The following is a 15,394-nucleotide window of genomic DNA, read 5'->3' as shown; positions in this document are numbered from 1 at the left end:
ATCAGGCTCCTTCGGGGGTGGCGGACGGGGTGGCCGCGGCCGGCGCGCCGGCGGAGCGGCGCTCGGCGAGCATGGCGGCGAAGCGGTCGAACAGGCCCAGCGAGTCGTGCGGACCCGCGGCGGCCTCGGGATGGAACTGCACGGAGAACGCGGGCCGGTCGACGAGGCGCAGCCCCTCCACGACGTCGTCGTTGAGGGACCAGTGGGAGACCTCGACACGGCCGTAGCGGGCCTCGGGGGCCTGAACGACCTCGCCGATGGGCGCGTCGACGGCGAAGCCGTGGTTCTGCGAGGTGATCTCCACGCGGCCGGTGGCCTTGTCCATGACGGGCTGGTTGGGGCCGCGGTGGCCGAACGGCAGCTTGTAGGTGCCGAAGCCCAGGGCGCGGCCGAAGATCTGGTTGCCGAAGCAGATGCCGAAGTAGGGCAGCTCCGCGTCCAGCACCCGGCGCAGGGTCTCCACCTGCGCGTCGGCGGTGGCGGGGTCGCCGGGACCGTTGGAGAGGAACACGCCGTCCGGCTCGACCGCCTGGATCTCGGCGAAGCCGGCGGTGGCGGGCAGCACGTGCACGCGGATGCCGCGAGCGGCCAGGTGGCGAGGGGTGGCGGCCTTGATGCCGAGGTCGAGGGCGGCGACCGTGGCGATCGGCTCCCCCTCCCAGCCGTGGTCGGCGGGCTCGACGACGTAGCCGGACTCCGCCGTGACCGTCTCGGCGAGGCGCGCGCCCTCCATGGCCGGGGCAGCGCGGACCTCGGCGAGCAGCTCCGCCTCGGGGCGCTGCGCGTCCGCACCGGAGAAGATGCCGGCGCGCATGGCGCCCGAACTGCGTAGCAGGCGCGTGATCGCCCGGGTGTCCACGCCCTGGATGCCGACGATCCCCTGCGCCGTGAGCTCCTCGTCGAGGGAGCGCTCGGCACGCCAGTTGGAGGGGCGGCGGGCGGCGTCGCGCACCACGTAGCCGGCCACCCACATGGCGCGGGACTCGCGGTCCTCGTCGTTGACGCCGGTGTTGCCGATGTGCGGAGCGGTCTGGACCACGATCTGGCGGGCGTAGGAGGGGTCGGTCAGGGTCTCCTGGTAGCCGGTCATGCCGGTGGTGAAGACGGCCTCGCCGAGGGTGGTGCCGCGCGCGCCGTAGGCCCGGCCCCGGTGCACGGAGCCGTCCTCGAGGACGAGGAGGGCGCGGTCGTCGGTGCCGGCGGCGGTGCCGGGGGTCGGGGTGCTCATCGGGGGTTCTCCTGTCCTGCGGGGTCCGCGGTGGCGGTCCGGGCGCGGTCGATGATGGTCTGGAGCGCGTCGACGACGCGGTGGCGGTCCTCGGTGCGCTGCGGGCGGAAGGCCGAGGTGAGCGCGACGTCGCCGAGGCGCCAGCCCCACGCGGCGAGCCCGCCCGGCTCGGTGAACTTGCCGGCGATCCCGGCGGAGTGCCCGACGGCGGTGAGATCGGAGGCCGGCACGAACAGGGCATCCATCCCGGGGCGCAGGACCAGCAGGCCGGGGTGGGCGCCGGCGGCGTGCACCTCGAGGCGGGCCCTCGAGCGCAGGCCGAGGCCGTGCACGGCCACGCGGTCCAGGCGGCTCTCCTCCCGCACCGTGCCCACGTACATCCCCTCGACGGCGAGGGCCGGCTCCTGCTCGTACAGCGCGGCGGGGGCGGCGGCCGGAGCGGGGATGCCGGACTGGGCGCGGCGCCGGGAGCGCCACCCCCATGCCAGCAGCGCGAGGATCACGGCGATCGTCAGGAGCGTCGCCACGACGATGGGCAGCCACACGCCGCTGTAGTCCTTCCCCGGGGCCGTCGGGGGAACGGGACGCGCGGCGAGCACACCCTCCAGGCGCGCGAGGGCGTCGAAGCGCGGCCCGGTCACCGGCTCGCCTCGCCGGTCTCGGCGGCCGCGGGATGGCGGTAGGGCGTGGCGGGGGCGCCGTCGGCGACCACGCGGTGCCCGCGGTAGAGGGTGTGCACGGTGGCGCCCGGCAGCTCCATGCCGCGGTACGGGCTGTTGCGCGAGCGCGTCAGGTGGGCCTCGGGGTCCACGGTGCGGCGCACCGAGGGGTCCCACACCACCAGGTTCGCGACCGCGCCGACGCGCGGGGCGCCGTCGTCCTCGGCCTGGCCCTGGTCGGTGAGGCCCGCGATGCGGGCCGGGTTCACGGAGAGCACGCGGGCCACGCCGGCCCAGTCGAGCAGCCCCGTCTCCACCATGGCCTGCTGCACCACGGGCAGGGCGGTCTCCAGGCCCGTCATGCCCATCGCGGCGACCGTCCACTCGCACTGCTTCGTCTCGGGCGTGTGCGGGGCGTGGTCGGTGCCGACGGTGTCGATCGTGCCGTCGGCCAGGGCCTCGCGCAGCGCCATGACGTCGGCCTCGCGGCGCAGCGGCGGGTTCACCTTGTACACAGGGTCGTACGAGCGCACGAGCTCCTCGGTGAGGAGGAGGTGGTGCGGGGTGACCTCCGCGGTGACACGCACGCCCTGCTCCTTGGCCCAGCGGATGAGGCGCACGGAGCCCTCGGTGGAGACGTGGCAGACGTGCAGGCGGGAGTCCACGTGCTGGGCGAGCAGCACGTCGCGGGCGATGATCGCCTCCTCGGCCACGGCGGGCCAGCCGGGCAGGCCGAGGATCCCGGAGAGCTCGGACTCGTTCATCTGGGCGCCGGCGGTGAGCTTGGGCTCCTGGGCGTGCTGGGCCACGAACCCGCCGAAGGACTTCACGTACTCGAGCGCGCGGCGCATGAGCACGGCGTCGTGCACGCACATGCCGTCGTCGGAGAACATCCGCACGCGGGCCTGGGAGTCGGCCATCGCGCCGAGGTCGGCGAGGGCCTCGCCGGCCAGGCCCACGGTCACGGCGCCCACGGGGTGCACGTCGCACCAGCCGGCGTCGCGGCCCAGGCGCCAGACCTGCTCGACGACGCCCGCGGTGTCCGCGGTGGGGGTCGAGTTGGCCATGGCGTGCACGGAGGTGAAGCCGCCCATCGCGGCGGCGCGGGTGCCGGTCTCCACGGTCTCCGCGTCCTCCTTGCCGGGCTGACGCAGGTGGGTGTGGAGGTCCACGAGCCCGGGCAGGACGATCAGGCCGGTGCAGTCGAGCACCTCGGCGGCGCCGGCGGCCGGGTGGGCGGACACGTCCGGGCCGACGGCGGCGACCAGGCCGTCCGCCACGAGGACGTCGGCGCTCTCCCCGGAGGCGAGGGCGGCGCCGCGCAGCAGCACGGGGGCGGGGCGGGTGACGGGAGCGCTCACGGGCGGACCTCCTGGAGGGGCTGGGCGGGCGCGGCGGAGGGCCGGCCGGGATCGTCGTGGTTGAGGACCAGGTGCAGGACGGCCATGCGCACGGACACGCCGTTGGCCACCTGCTCGAGGGCCGTGTTGCGGGGCGAGTCGGCCGCCGCGGGGCAGATCTCGAGGCCCCGGTTCATCGGCCCCGGGTGCATCACGAGCGGCTGCGCGAGGCGGCCGCCGCGCTGGGCGGAGAGCCGCGCGAACCGGTCCGCGGTCAGGCCCCACGAACGGGTGTACTCCCCCGCGGACGGGAAGAACGCGCCGCCCATGCGCTCGGCCTGCACGCGCAGCATCATGACGGCGTCGGGGGCGGCGGCGAGGGCCTCGTCCAGCGAGTAGGTGACGCGGCACGGCCACGCGTCCACGCCGACGGGCAGGAGGGTGGGCGGCGCGGCGAGGGTGACCTCCGCCCCCAGCGTCGTCAGGAGCCAGACGTTGGAGCGGGCCACGCGGGAGTGCAGGATGTCCCCCACGATCACCACGTGCATGCCGGCCAGGTCGGTGCCCGTGGGCGCCGCGCCGGTCTCGGCGGCCAGGTGGCGGCGCAGCGTGAAGGCGTCCAGCAGCGCCTGCGTGGGGTGCTCGTGGGTGCCGTCGCCGGCGTTCACCACGGCCGAGCCGACCCAGCCGGAGTCGGCCAGCTGACGGGCCGCGCCGGAGGACCAGTGGCGCATGACGATCGCGTCCGCGCCGATCGCCTCGAGCGTCTGGACGGTGTCCTTGAGGGACTCGCCCTTGGAGACGGAGGAGCCCTTCGCGGAGAAGTTGATCACGTCCGCCGAGAGGCGCTTGGCGGCCGCCTCGAAGGAGATGCGCGTCCGGGTGGAGTCCTCGAAGAAGAGGTTCACCACGGTGCGGCCGCGCAGGGCGGGCAGCTTCTTGACCTCGCGCTCGTTGACGGCCGCCATCTCCTCGGCGGTGTCCAGCACGGCGAGGGCGTCTGCGCGGCTGAGGTCGGCGGTGGAGAGCAGGTGGCGCACGGCTCAGGCCTCCTTGCCGGCGGGCGCGGACGGGGCGTCGGCGATGCTCACGGTGTCTTCGACGACCTCCCCGGTGCCCGCGGGGCCGTCCACCTCCGTGAGGCGGACCTGCACGCGCTCGGCGGTGGAGGTCGGAAGGTTCTTTCCCACGAAGTCTGCCCGGATCGGCAGCTCGCGGTGCCCGCGGTCCACGAGGACGGCGAGCCGGACGGCGGCGGGGCGGCCCAGGTCGGCGATCGCGTCGAGCGCGGCGCGGACGGTGCGCCCGGAGAAGAGGACGTCGTCCACGAGCACGACGACGGCGTCGTCGAGGGGGTGGGCGGGCAGGCGCGTGGGGGCCGGGGTGCGGGCTGCGCTGCGGCGCAGGTCGTCCCGGTACAGGGTGACGTCCACCTCGCCGACGCAGGCCTCGGGGTCGAAGCCCGGGTCGATGCGGTGCAGCACGGTGCCCAGGCGGTGCGCCAGCGGGACGCCGCGGCGCGGGATCCCCATCAGCACGAGGGAGTCCGCGCCCTTGTTGGACTCGAGGATCTCATGGGCGATCCGGGTCAGGGCCCGGTCGATCTCGGCCGCGGTCAGCACGGTCCGGGCAGCACGAGGTGCGGTGGGAGCTCGTCCCATCCGGCGCCTCCTTCCCCGCCTCACAGGACGGTCGTTAAAGGATGCGAAAGGGGTGTGTCCGACGGTCGGGGGCACCGTCCGCGGGCGAGTCCGACTCTACCAGTGGGGCCTGCGCGGGACGCCCGATGACGTCCCGCGCGGGCCTCGCGTCGGGTGTGATCCGCGTCCCGCTCAGGCGAGCAGCGTCGGCTTCACCTGCTGGAGACGGCCGAGGAGGCCGTTGACGAACTCCGGGGAGTCGTCCGTGGAGAGCTGCGCGGCCAGGGCCACGGCCTCGGACACGGCGACGGCGTCCGGCACGTCGTCCTGGAACAGCAGCTCCCACGCGCCCACGCGCAGGATCGCGCGGTCCACGGCGGGCATGCGGTCCAGGCTCCAGCCGCGGGAGTACGAGGTCAGGGCCTCGTCCAGGCGCTCCTGGTCGGCGATGACGCCCTCGACGAGCAGCTGCGTGTAGGCGTTCACCTGCAGGTCGGTCTGGGAGCGCCGGGTCTCGATGCCCTGGAGCACGGTGGTCCCGCGCTGCTCGGCCTCGAAGAGGATCTCCACCGCCCGCTGCCGGGAGCGGCTGCGCGCCGTGGTCCCCCGCTTGGCGCCGGGGGCGGAGGCGGCATCAGTCATTGACGCGGCCCAGGTAGTCGCCGTTGCGGGTGTCCACCTTGACGCGGGTGCCCTGCTCCACGAACAGCGGGACCTGGATCTCGGCACCGGTCTCCACGGTGGCGGGCTTGGTGCCCGCGGAGGAGCGGTCGCCCTGCAGGCCCGGCTCGGTGTAGGTGATCTCCAGGACCACGGACGCCGGCATCTCGAGGTACAGCGGGGTGCCCTCGTTGAGGGCGATGACCACCTGGGTGTTCTCGAGCATGTACTTCGCGGCGTCGCCCACCACGGCGGCCGGGACCGTGATCTGGTCGTAGGTCTTCGTGTCCATGAACACGTAGTCCGCGCCGTCCTGGTACAGGTACTGGTAGTCCGAGCGGTCCACGATGGCGAACTCCACCTTGGTGCCCGCGTTGAAGGTCTTGTCCACGACCTTGCCGCTGGTGATGTTGCGCATCTTGGTGCGCACGAACGCCCCGCCCTTGCCGGGCTTCACGTGCTGGAACTCGATGACGTTCCAGAGCTGGCCCTCCAGCTTCAGGACGGAGCCGTTCTTGATGTCATTGGTCGTTGCCACGAAGGTCTCCCGGTGCCTGGGGCGGGCGCGCAGCGGCCCGCCGGTCTTCTCAGTCGTTGATTGCGCGTGCCAGTCTACGCAGTGCACGCCCCCGGCCCGTCCTGCAGGAGGGGCGGGGCCGCCTCACTCCGCGATCTCCTGGTACGCCGCGAAGAGCAGCGAGGCGTCCGGGACGTCCACCGTCACGGGGCTGGCCAGCCCTTCGAGCAGGACGAAGCGCAGCTGGTCCCCGCGGTTCTTCTTGTCCCGGCGGATGCCCTCGAGGAGGGTCTGCCAGCGGTCGCCGCGGTAGGACACCGGCAGGCCCAGGGACTGCAGCACGGCCCAGTGGCGGTCCGCGGTGGCGTCGTCCAGCCGGCCCAGGGAGCGGGCCAGCTCGGCCGCGAACACGAGGCCGACGGACACGGCTGCGCCGTGACGCCACTGGTAGCGCTCGGCGTGCTCGATCGCGTGGCCCATGGTGTGCCCGTAGTTGAGGGCCTCCCGCGGACCGGACTCGCGCAGGTCCCGGGAGACCACCTCGGCCTTGACCCGGATGGCGCGCTCGATCAGCTCCCGCAGGCGCGGCGAATGGGGGTTCTGCGCCTGGGCCGGGTCCTCCTCGATCAGCTCGAGGATCGCCGGGTCCGCGATGAACCCGCACTTGACCACCTCCGCCAGGCCCGAGATGAGCTCGTTGGCCGGCAGCGTCAGGAGGGTGTCGAGGTCCGCCAGCACGCCGGCGGGCGAGTGGAACGCGCCCACGAGGTTCTTGCCCTCGGCGGTGTTGATGCCGGTCTTGCCGCCCACGGCGGCGTCCACCATGCCCAGCAGGGTGGTGGGCATGTGCACCACGCGCACGCCGCGCAGCCACGTCGCGGCCACGAAGCCCGCCAGGTCGGAGACGGCGCCGCCGCCCACGGAGACGATCGCGTCCGAGCGGGTGAAGTCGTTCTGGCCCAGGACCTGCCAGCAGAAGCCCGCCACCTGGAGGTGCTTGCCCTCCTCGGCGTCCGGGATCTCCGCGGTCAGGGCCGTGAGGCCGCTGGCCTCGAGGTCCGTCTTCACGACGTCGCCCGTCGCCCGCAGGGCGCGGGGGTGGACCACCAGCACCCGCTGCACGCCGGGGCCCAGGATGTCGGGCAGGCGAGCGAGCAGGCCACGGCCCACGACGACGTCGTAGCCGCCCTGGGCGGCGTTCTCGTGGCCGCCGCCCACCGGGATGACGGTGGCGTCCTCGGGGCGGTCGGCGCCGGGCGCGTCGGCTCCCGGCTCACCGACGGGATCGAGCTCGGACGGGTCCGGATGTCGCTCGGTCATGGGTGGGTCTCATTCCTTCAGCGGGGGCAGATCCCCTCCACGATACGCCAGGCGAGCTCGCGGGCCGGATCTGACGTGGTGTCCACCACGAGGTCGGCGACCTCGTGGTAGAGGGGATCGCGCTCCGCGAGGATCCGGCTCCACGTGCCGGCCGGGTCCCCCGCGAGCACGGGGCGCCCGGCACCGCTGTCGAGCCGGCGCAGCGCCTCGGCCTCCGTCACGCGCAGGTACACGACCGCGACCTCGGGGCGGGAGAGCAGCGACCGCGTCCCGGGCGAGAGCACGGCGCCGCCGCCGCTGGCCAGGACGCACGGCACGGCGCGGCTCAGGACGTGCTCGATCACCCGTGCCTCCTCGGCCCGGAACGCCCGCTCGCCGTGCTCGGCGAAGAAGGCGGGGATGGGTCCGTGGACCTGCACGAGGAGGTCGTCGGAGTCCACGAACGCCAGCCCCGTGGCCTCGGCCAGGGCGCGCCCGACGGTGGTCTTCCCCGCGCCCATGGGCCCCACGAGCACGAGGCCGCGCCGCGTGCCGGCGTCCTCCCCCGCCCTCGCCGACGCGGCGAGCCGCGCCTCGAGGGCGCCGGCCATCGCGTCCCACGGCCGAGCCGTGCAGGGCCCCGGGACGGGGTGGGACGCCGGGCAGGCGGCCGTCACGGCGCGGGCCTCACGGCAGGGGGTCGCCCATGGGGCCGTCGGCGGGGGCGTCCCCCGCAGGCTCGGGCAGCGCGGGGAGCGCGGCCGTGAAGGCCTCCAGGTTGCGCCGGGTCTCCCCGAGCGAGTCGCCGCCGAACTTCTCCATCACGGCATCGGCCAGCACGAGCGCGACCATGGCCTCGGCGACGATGCCCGCGGCGGGCACCGCCGCGACGTCCGAGCGCTGGTGGTGCGCCGTGGTCTCGGCGCCGGTGGCCACGTCCACGGTCGGCAGCGCGCGCGGGACGGTGGCGATGGGCTTCATCGCCGCGCTCACGCGCAGCACCTCGCCCGTGGACATGCCGGCCTCGATGCCGCCCGCGCGGTCGCTCGTGCGACGCAATCGGCCCCCGTCGCCGCGGGCGATCCCGTCATGGGCCGCCGAGCCGCGGCGGGAGGCGGTGGCGAAGCCGTCGCCCACCTGGACGCCCTTGATGGCCTGGATGCCCATGAGGGCGCCGGCCAGACGCGCGTCGAGCCGGCGGTCCCCGTGCACGTGCGAGCCGAGGCCGATCGGCACGCCGTAGGCCAGGACCTCCACGACGCCGCCGAGGGTCTCCCCCTCCTTGTGCGCCGCGTCCACCTCGGCCACCATCGCGGCCGAGGTCTCCGGGTCGAGGCAGCGGACGGGGTCGGCGTCGAGCCGGGCCTCGTCCTCGGGCACGGGGAAGGCGTGGTCCGCGGGCAGGGTGGCCGCTCCGAACGCGACGGTGTGCGAGACGATCCGCACGCCGAGCTCGGCGAGGAACGAGCGGGCCACGGTGCCGAGGGCCACGCGCGCGGCGGTCTCGCGGGCCGAGGCGCGCTCCAGCAGGGGGCGGGCGTCGTCGAAGCCGTACTTCTGCATGCCGGTGAGGTCGGCGTGGCCGGGACGCGGGCGGGTCAGCTTCGCGTTGCGCGCGAGCCCCGCGAGCTCCTCGGCCGGCACGGGATCGGCCGCCATCACCTTCTCCCACTTGGGCCACTCGGTGTTGGCCACCTGGATCGCCACGGGCGAGCCCAGCGTCAGGCCGTGCCGCACGCCGCCGAGCACGGTGACGGCGTCCTGCTCGAACGACATCCGCGCGCCGCGGCCGTAGCCGAGGCGACGGCGCGCGAGCGCGTCCGCGATCGCCTCCGTCGTCACCGGGATCCCGGCGGGGAGACCTTCGAGGATTCCTGTCAGGGCGGGGCCGTGAGACTCTCCCGCTGTCAACCAGCGCACCATGCCGACGATCCTCTCACGCAGGCGGGGCGCCGCCGCCGGATGTGACCGGCGGCGTCGCCCGCGGGCCGTGCCGGCGGCGGGTCAGGCCCCGGCCACGCCGAGTGCCCGGGCGGCCGCGGCCGTCACCGCGGCCCAGTCCGGCTCCGGCGCACCGGCCTCCCGGCGGGGCCGAGCGGTGAAGAGGCGCACCTGCTCCACGCCCTGGTGCAGCAGCATCGCGACGCCGGACACGACCGCCCCTCCGTGGCCGGACCACGCGTGGGCGAGGGCGGAGGGCCACGGGTCGTACGCGGCATCCAGCAGGGGCGGCAGCGCCCCGCCCTCGGGGAGGCACGGGGCGAGGGGGTCGGCGGCGCGGGGCGGCAGGGTGGCGACGAGCGCGCGCAGGTCCGGGGCCAGGGCCAGGAGCTCGGCCTGTGCCATGACCTCCACCCGGAGCCCGAGCCCGGCCGCGAGGTCTGCGACGTCCGCGGCGCGGGACGGCTCCCGCACGCCGAACGCGACGGCGTCGGCGCCGAGCTGCCACGCGGCCAGCACCGCGGCGGCCGCGGTGCCGCCGTTGCCGAGCACACCCATGGCACCGCCGCGGGCGGCGGGGTCCAGCCCTGCGGTGCGCAGGGCACCGACCACGCCGTCGACGTCCGTGTTGTGGGCCAGCAGGGCGCCCGGATGGTCCGGGTGGTCGCGCACGAGCGTGTTCGCCACGCCCAGCAGGCGCACCCGGTCCGTCAGGACGTCGGCCTCGGAGACCACCGCGGCCTTGAGCGGCATGGTGACGGAGACGCCCAGCCAGTCCTCCCCGGGGTCGGCGGCGCCGGATCCCGTCGCCCCGGAGGCCCTCCCGAGGCGGTCCCGCACGAAGGCGGGCAGCTCGTCCGGGCCGAGGTCGTGGCGGTCGTAGACCACGGGCAGGCCGAGGGCCGCGTAGGCGGCCCCGTGCAGCGTCGGGGAGAGCGAGTGCGCGATCGGGCGGCCCATCACGCCGGCGCGCAGGCGGACCCCCGGGGGCGCCGGGGCGGCGCTCACCCGCACACGTCCGGGTTGGAGGCGCAGTACTTCTGGAACTCGCGCTGGTGGGCGCGGTGCTCCTCGTACGTCTTCGAGAACTCGGTGTGCCCCGTGGCGATGTCGGTGGTCACCCAGTAGTAGTCCTCGGACGGCTCGGGGTCCACGGCGGCCTCCACCGCGGCGTCGGAGGGCATGCCGATCGGCCCCGGCGGCAGGCCCCGGTGCTGGTAGGTGTTGTAGGGGTTGGACTCGTCGGCGCGCTGGGCCTTGGTGAACTGGAGGCTGCGCGCCTCAAGCCCGTAGTTGACGGCCGAGTCGATCTGCAGCAGGCCGTGGGTCTCCGTGTTGTCCGGCGCGAGCCGGTTCTCGATGATGCCCGCGACCCGCGCGTAGTCCCGTGGCAGGGCCTCGGCCTCGAGGAGGGAGGCCAGGGTGACCACGCGCATCCGCTCGTCGGCGTCGCTCACCCCCTGCTCGTCGAGGAACTCGAGGCGCGGGCGCACGAGCCTGTCCAGAATCTGCTCCGGGGTCGAGTCCACGGAGATCCGGTACTCCCCCGGGTCGAGCCACCCCTCGAGCGAGTCGGCCCCCTCGGGGACGCCGTACCGCTGCGGATCGCTGGCCGCGGCGTCGAACTCCTCGCGGGAGTGGCCCGTGGACTCCACGAGGGCGTCCAGCGTCTCCGTGAGCCACTGGCCGCGGTTGACGAGCACGTAGTGCACGGCGCCCTGGTCCCGGCCCTGCAGCACGGCGAGGGCGTCGGCGGCGGGCATGCGCTCGCGCAGCACGAAGTCGCCGGCACCGATGGGCCGTTCGCCCGACTCCTCGGCCTCGCGCCGCAGCGCCGAGGCCGAGCCGACGATGCCCTTCTCGTCCAGGCGCTCCGCCACGGACTGCAGGGACTCCCCCGGGCGGACGGTGAACGTGACCTCCTCGCCCGAGGCCTCGGCGTGGTCCGCCCCGGCGAGCATGGAGCGCAGCGCCAGTGCGGCCACGACCACGAGGGCCGCCGCCACGGCGAGCAGGACCACCCGGCCGCGGCGCCGCCGGTCCCCCCGTCCCGTGCCGGCCGCGCGGGCCGAGCCGGTCACGACGGGGCGCCGTGCGGTGCCGCGGACGACGGACGGGCCCGCGGCGCGCGACCCCCGCCCGCGATCCACGGCTCCAGCCCGGCGCGGGGAGCGTCCGGCGCGCAACCGTCCCAGCGTGCCCGCGAGGGCGCCCCCGCGGACCGGCGGCGGGGCGGGCGCGGGCTCCGGCTCGCCGGGCTCCTCGACGTCCGAGAGGTCCGCGGTGAGGTCCTCGTGCTCCACGAAGCCGAACACGTCGAGGTCGTCGTCCTCCGGGTCGTGGTCGTAGCCCCGGCGTGTCTCGTTCACGGCGTCTCCTCCGTCGTGGCCGGCTGCCCGGCCCAGGCGCCCGTGCGGCGCTGCTCGTCGATGGCCGCCTGCAGGATGGCGACGGCCGCCGCCTGGTCGATCACCGACCGGCTGTCCTTCACGGTGCGGCCGGCGCTGCGCAGGCCCGCCTGGGCTGTGACCGTGGAGAGGCGCTCGTCCACGAGGTGGACGGGGACCGGACGGCCCGCGGCGCCGAGGGCGCGCTCGAGACGCGCCGCGTAGTCGAGGGCGTCCTGCGTGGACGGCGTGTGCTCCCCGCGCAGGTTGACCGGCAGCCCCACGTACACCACCACGGCCTCGTGCTCGTCCACGTGGCGCACGAGCTCGCCGAGGTCACGGCCGTGCCTCGCGTCCCGCCGCAGCGTGGCCACGGGGGTGGCGAGGAGGCCGTCCGGGTCGGACGAGGCGACGCCGACGCGCGCGCGGCCGACGTCCACCCCGATCGCGCGCCCGCGGCGCACCTCCCACGAGCTCACGCCGCGGCCACCGCCGCCCGCACGGCGTCGAGGGCCGCGGCCACGGCGGAGGCGTCCTGACCGCCACCCTGGGCCACGTCGTCCTTGCCGCCGCCCCCGCCGCCGAGCACGCGCGTGGCGGTCTTGACCATGGCGCCGGCCTTGAGGCCCGCCGCGCGGGCGGCCTCGTTGGTGGCGACGACGACGAGCGGGCGTCCCTTCGCCTCACCGGTGAGCGCCACGAGCACGGGGGTGCCGGCCGCGTTGCCGCCGGCGGACTCGATGCGCGAGCGCAGGTCGAGCACGAGGGTGCGCAGCTGGTCGCCCGCCACCTCGCCGGCGTGGTGGGTGAGGACCCGCACCGCCGTGCCGGCCGTCGTCGTGACGTCCTGCGCGCCCGCGGCGAGCTGGCCCGCCTGCGCCTGCAGCTGCTTCGCCTGGAGGTCGGCGATCTGCTTCTCGGCCGCCTTGAGGCGGTCCATCGTGGCGGAGATGCGGTCCTTGAGCTGGTCGGCCGGGGCCTTGAACATCTCCGAGAGGTCCGAGACGAGGGTGCGCTCGGTGGCCAGGTGGCGGAAGGAGTCCAGGCCCACGAGCGCCTCGACGCGGCGGTTGCCCGAGCCGACCGACTGCTCGCCGAGCAGGGTCAGGGAGCCGATCTGCGCGGTGCGGCCCACGTGGGTGCCGCCGCACAGCTCGCGGGACCAGGCGCCGTCGATCTCGACGACGCGCACGCGGTCCCCGTACTTCTCGCCGAAGAGGCTCATGGCGCCGAGCGCGCGGGCCTCCTCGATGCCCATCTCCTGGGTGAGGACCTGGTGGTCGTCCCGGATGGCGATGTTGACGACGTCCTCGATCTCCGAGCGTGCGCCCGCCGAGACGGACTCCGCCCAGCGGAAGTCGAAGCGCAGGTAGCCCTCCTTGTTGAAGGAGCCGGACTGCGTGGCGTCGGGGCCCAGGACCTGGTGCAGGGCGGCGTGCACGAGGTGCGTGCCCGAGTGCGCCTTCTCGCCGTCGAGGCGGCGCTGCAGGTCGATCTGGCCGAGCGCCTCGGCGCCCACGGGCACCTCGCCCTCGAGCACCCTGACCCTGTGCACCGAGAGGCCCTTGACGGGCGCCTGGACGTCGAGGACCTCGAGGCGGAAGCCGTCGCCGGTGATGAGGCCGGTGTCGGCCGCCTGGCCGCCGGACTCGGCGTAGAACGGGGTGGCGTCCAGGACCAGCTCGAGCTCGGTGCCCGCTGCCGCCGAGGGGACCTCGGCCCCGTCGGAGAGCAGCCCGCGGATCACGGACTCGGTGGTGTGCTCGGTGTAGCCCGTGAAGTGGGTCTGGCCCTCGGAGCGCAGGCGCTGGTACACGGCGGTGTCCGTGTGGCCGGACTTCTTGGCCTTGGCGTCCGCGCGGGCGCGGTCGCGCTGCTCGGTCATCAGGGTGCGGAAGCCCGCCTCGTCGACGGCGACGCCGGCCTCCTCGGCGATCTCGAGGGTCAGCTCGATCGGGAAGCCGTAGGTGTCGTGCAGCTCGAAGGCGTCCGCGCCCCCGATGCCCGTCCCGCCCGTCTTCGCGTCGCCGACGGCGGCGTCCAGGCGCGCGGTGCCCGCGGCGATGGTGCGCAGGAACGCCTTCTCCTCGGCGTAGGCGATGCGGGAGATGCGGTCGAACTCGTCCGCCACCACCGGGTAGACGCCCTTCATGGCATCGCGGGAGACGGGCAGCAGCTCGGGGAACACGGGCTCGGTGACGCCCATCAGGCGCAGGGCGCGGACCACGCGGCGGATGAGGCGGCGCAGCACGTAGCCGCGGCCCTCATTGCCCGGGCGAACGCCGTCGCCGATCAGCATGAGGGAGGAGCGCACGTGGTCGGCCACCATGCGCAGGCGCACGTCGTCCTCGTAGTGCGGGTCTGCGGGATCCTCGGTGGAGGTGTAGTCCCGGCCGGCCAGCTGCGCGGCGCGGTCCAGCACGGGGCGGACCTGGTCCGTCTCGTACATGTTCTCCACGCCCTGGAGGATCATCGCGAGGCGCTCGAGGCCGAGGCCGGTGTCGATGTTCTTGTTCTGCAGCTCGCCGGCCACGTCGAAGTCGTCCTTCGAGCGCACCGCGGAGAGCCGGTACTGCATGAACACGAGGTTCCAGATCTCGATGTAGCGGGTGTCGTCCGCCGCCGGGCCGCCCTCGGCGCCGTACGCGGGGCCGCGGTCGTAGAAGATCTCGGAGCACGGGCCGCCGGGGCCGGGCTGGCCCGTGTTCCAGTAGTTGTCGTCCTTGCCCATGCGCTGGATGCGCTCGGCGGGGACACCGACCTCCTCGCGCCAGATGCGGGCGGCCTCGTCGTCCTCCTCGTACACCGTGACCCACAGCCGGTCCGGGTCCAGGCCGAAGCCGCCCTCGTCCACGGAGAAGGTCAGGAGCTCCCAGGCCAGGGGGATGGCCTTCTCCTTGAAGTAGTCGCCGAAGGAGAAGTTGCCGCACATCTGGAAGAACGTGCCGTGGCGGACGGTCTTGCCGACCTCCTCGATGTCCGCGGTGCGGATGCACTTCTGCACGGACACGGCGCGCGGCGCCGGCGGGGTCTGCTCGCCCAGGAAGTAGGGGATGAAGGGCACCATGCCGGCCACGGTGAAGAGCAGCGACGGGTCCGGGGACACCAGCGAGGCCGAGGGCACCGGGCGGTGGCCCTGCTGCTCGAAGTAGGCCGTCCAGCGGCGTGCGATCTCCTGCGACTTCATGCGGTGGGGTCCTTCGAGATGGTGGTGGTGGACGGGGAGGCGGTGGTGCGGGGCGCACGTGCGGGCGGCGCGGACGACGACGGCGTGTCCAGCGTCTCCCCCGCGATGACGGTGGCGCGCGTGGCGAGGGCGGAGACCCACGGCGGGGCGTCCGTCTTGAGGCGCTCGGTGAAGCGGTTCACGCCCTCGGCGAGGGCCGTGGCCGCGGCGTCGCCGGCCGCCTGGCCGAGGTCCTGGGCGATCGTGTCCGGGTCGATCCCGGCGCGCTGGGCGAAGCGGCGCCCCAGGTCGGGGGCGCCGTGCGCGGCGGAGGGGCGGGCGGCGTCGGGCTCGACGAGCGGGCCGAACGCGCGGTGGGCGTACCACCCCGCGGCGGAGCCGGCGGTCAACAGCAGCAGCGAGCGGAGCATGGCTGGCCCTCCTTCGGGAGCGTGCGGATACCGGGTTCACCCTACCGGGACGCGCGGACGGAGCCGGGGACGTCGCAGGCCCGGCACCTCGACGAGGTGACCGGGCCTGCGGGACGCGCGCGGCGT

At 74.9% G+C, this 15,394-nt stretch carries 15 protein-coding genes; all 15 read right to left on the bottom strand.

All coding sequences use genetic code 11. The features are described 5' to 3' along the window. Position 1: 1 nt before the first annotated feature. The 15 genes from carA to NJC10_RS01690 all read right to left on the bottom strand — a co-directional run bounded on the left by carA (position 2) and on the right by NJC10_RS01690 (position 15,268). Positions 2–1,228, bottom strand: a complete 1,227-nt coding sequence (gene carA / locus NJC10_RS01760; RefSeq protein WP_298711088.1) for a glutamine-hydrolyzing carbamoyl-phosphate synthase small subunit — start codon at positions 1,226–1,228, stop codon at positions 2–4. Continuing rightward, the gene (locus NJC10_RS01755) at positions 1,225–1,869 is read right to left on the bottom strand and encodes a hypothetical protein (protein WP_248115599.1); all 645 of its coding nucleotides are present in this window, start codon (positions 1,867–1,869) and stop codon (positions 1,225–1,227) included. The genes carA and NJC10_RS01755 overlap by 4 nt, the downstream gene beginning before the upstream one ends. Beyond that, entirely contained in the window at positions 1,866–3,248 is a 1,383-nt protein-coding gene (locus NJC10_RS01750; RefSeq protein WP_319074234.1) for a dihydroorotase, read from the bottom strand. The genes NJC10_RS01755 and NJC10_RS01750 overlap by 4 nt, the downstream gene beginning before the upstream one ends. Further along, positions 3,245–4,267, bottom strand: coding sequence for an aspartate carbamoyltransferase catalytic subunit (locus NJC10_RS01745; protein WP_248115601.1), 1,023 nt, complete (start codon positions 4,265–4,267; stop codon positions 3,245–3,247). The genes NJC10_RS01750 and NJC10_RS01745 overlap by 4 nt, the downstream gene beginning before the upstream one ends. Positions 4,268–4,270: 3 nt before the next feature. Continuing rightward, the gene (pyrR, locus tag NJC10_RS01740; protein ID WP_319074232.1) at positions 4,271–4,888 is read right to left on the bottom strand and encodes a bifunctional pyr operon transcriptional regulator/uracil phosphoribosyltransferase PyrR; all 618 of its coding nucleotides are present in this window, start codon (positions 4,886–4,888) and stop codon (positions 4,271–4,273) included. Between the two features lie 171 nt (positions 4,889–5,059). Next, on the bottom strand, positions 5,060–5,509 hold the full coding sequence (gene nusB / locus NJC10_RS01735) for a transcription antitermination factor NusB (RefSeq protein ID WP_248115603.1): 450 nt from the start codon (positions 5,507–5,509) through the stop codon (positions 5,060–5,062). Continuing rightward, entirely contained in the window at positions 5,502–6,065 is a 564-nt protein-coding gene (efp, locus tag NJC10_RS01730; protein ID WP_248115604.1) for an elongation factor P, read from the bottom strand. The genes nusB and efp overlap by 8 nt, the downstream gene beginning before the upstream one ends. 123 nt (positions 6,066–6,188) lie before the next feature. Further along, positions 6,189–7,364: a 3-dehydroquinate synthase gene (aroB, locus tag NJC10_RS01725; RefSeq protein WP_319074229.1), complete on the bottom strand. Its 1,176-nt coding sequence runs from the start codon at positions 7,362–7,364 to the stop codon at positions 6,189–6,191. Positions 7,365–7,381: 17 nt separating this feature from the next. After that, positions 7,382–7,954, bottom strand: a complete 573-nt coding sequence (locus NJC10_RS01720; protein ID WP_248115606.1) for a shikimate kinase — start codon at positions 7,952–7,954, stop codon at positions 7,382–7,384. A 76-nt stretch (positions 7,955–8,030) separates the two neighbouring features. Continuing rightward, positions 8,031–9,266 (bottom strand): chorismate synthase, encoded by a 1,236-nt coding sequence (aroC, locus tag NJC10_RS01715; protein WP_319074227.1) that lies wholly within the window; start codon positions 9,264–9,266, stop codon positions 8,031–8,033. An 81-nt stretch (positions 9,267–9,347) separates the two neighbouring features. After that, positions 9,348–10,292 (bottom strand): shikimate dehydrogenase, encoded by a 945-nt coding sequence (locus NJC10_RS01710; RefSeq protein ID WP_319074226.1) that lies wholly within the window; start codon positions 10,290–10,292, stop codon positions 9,348–9,350. Then, on the bottom strand, positions 10,289–11,653 hold the full coding sequence (locus NJC10_RS01705) for an endolytic transglycosylase MltG (protein WP_319074224.1): 1,365 nt from the start codon (positions 11,651–11,653) through the stop codon (positions 10,289–10,291). The genes NJC10_RS01710 and NJC10_RS01705 overlap by 4 nt, the downstream gene beginning before the upstream one ends. After that, a complete protein-coding gene (ruvX, locus tag NJC10_RS01700) occupies positions 11,650–12,150 on the bottom strand; it encodes a Holliday junction resolvase RuvX (RefSeq protein WP_248115610.1) in 501 nt (166 codons plus the stop codon). Before ruvX ends, NJC10_RS01705 begins: the two co-directional genes overlap by 4 nt. Continuing rightward, entirely contained in the window at positions 12,147–14,858 is a 2,712-nt protein-coding gene (alaS, locus tag NJC10_RS01695) for an alanine--tRNA ligase (RefSeq protein ID WP_319074223.1), read from the bottom strand. The genes ruvX and alaS overlap by 4 nt, the downstream gene beginning before the upstream one ends. Continuing rightward, entirely contained in the window at positions 14,855–15,268 is a 414-nt protein-coding gene (locus NJC10_RS01690; protein ID WP_319074222.1) for a hypothetical protein, read from the bottom strand. The genes alaS and NJC10_RS01690 overlap by 4 nt, the downstream gene beginning before the upstream one ends. Positions 15,269–15,394 lie beyond the last annotated feature (126 nt).

The organism is Micrococcus sp. M4NT (assembly GCF_033790745.1).
Lineage (GTDB): Bacteria > Actinomycetota > Actinomycetes > Actinomycetales > Micrococcaceae > Micrococcus.
The sequence above is the reverse complement of the archived record's forward strand: the minus strand, read 5'-3'. Positions and strand labels throughout refer to the sequence as shown.

Bases quoted from the DNA above. Each gene is read 5' to 3' on its own strand.
- NJC10_RS01690 (WP_319074222.1), bottom strand. From the start codon at position 15,268: ATGCTCCGCTCGCTGCTGCTGTTGACCGCCGGCTCCGCCGCGGGGTGG.
- pyrR (WP_319074232.1), bottom strand. From the start codon at position 4,888: ATGGGACGAGCTCCCACCGCACCTCGTGCTGCCCGGACCGTGCTGACC.
- nusB (WP_248115603.1), bottom strand. From the start codon at position 5,509: ATGACTGATGCCGCCTCCGCCCCCGGCGCCAAGCGGGGGACCACGGCG.
- aroC (WP_319074227.1), bottom strand. From the start codon at position 9,266: ATGGTGCGCTGGTTGACAGCGGGAGAGTCTCACGGCCCCGCCCTGACA.
- aroB (WP_319074229.1), bottom strand. From the start codon at position 7,364: ATGACCGAGCGACATCCGGACCCGTCCGAGCTCGATCCCGTCGGTGAG.
- alaS (WP_319074223.1), bottom strand. From the start codon at position 14,858: ATGAAGTCGCAGGAGATCGCACGCCGCTGGACGGCCTACTTCGAGCAG.
- NJC10_RS01720 (WP_248115606.1), bottom strand. From the start codon at position 7,954: ATGGCCGGCGCCCTCGAGGCGCGGCTCGCCGCGTCGGCGAGGGCGGGG.
- carA (WP_298711088.1), bottom strand. From the start codon at position 1,228: ATGAGCACCCCGACCCCCGGCACCGCCGCCGGCACCGACGACCGCGCC.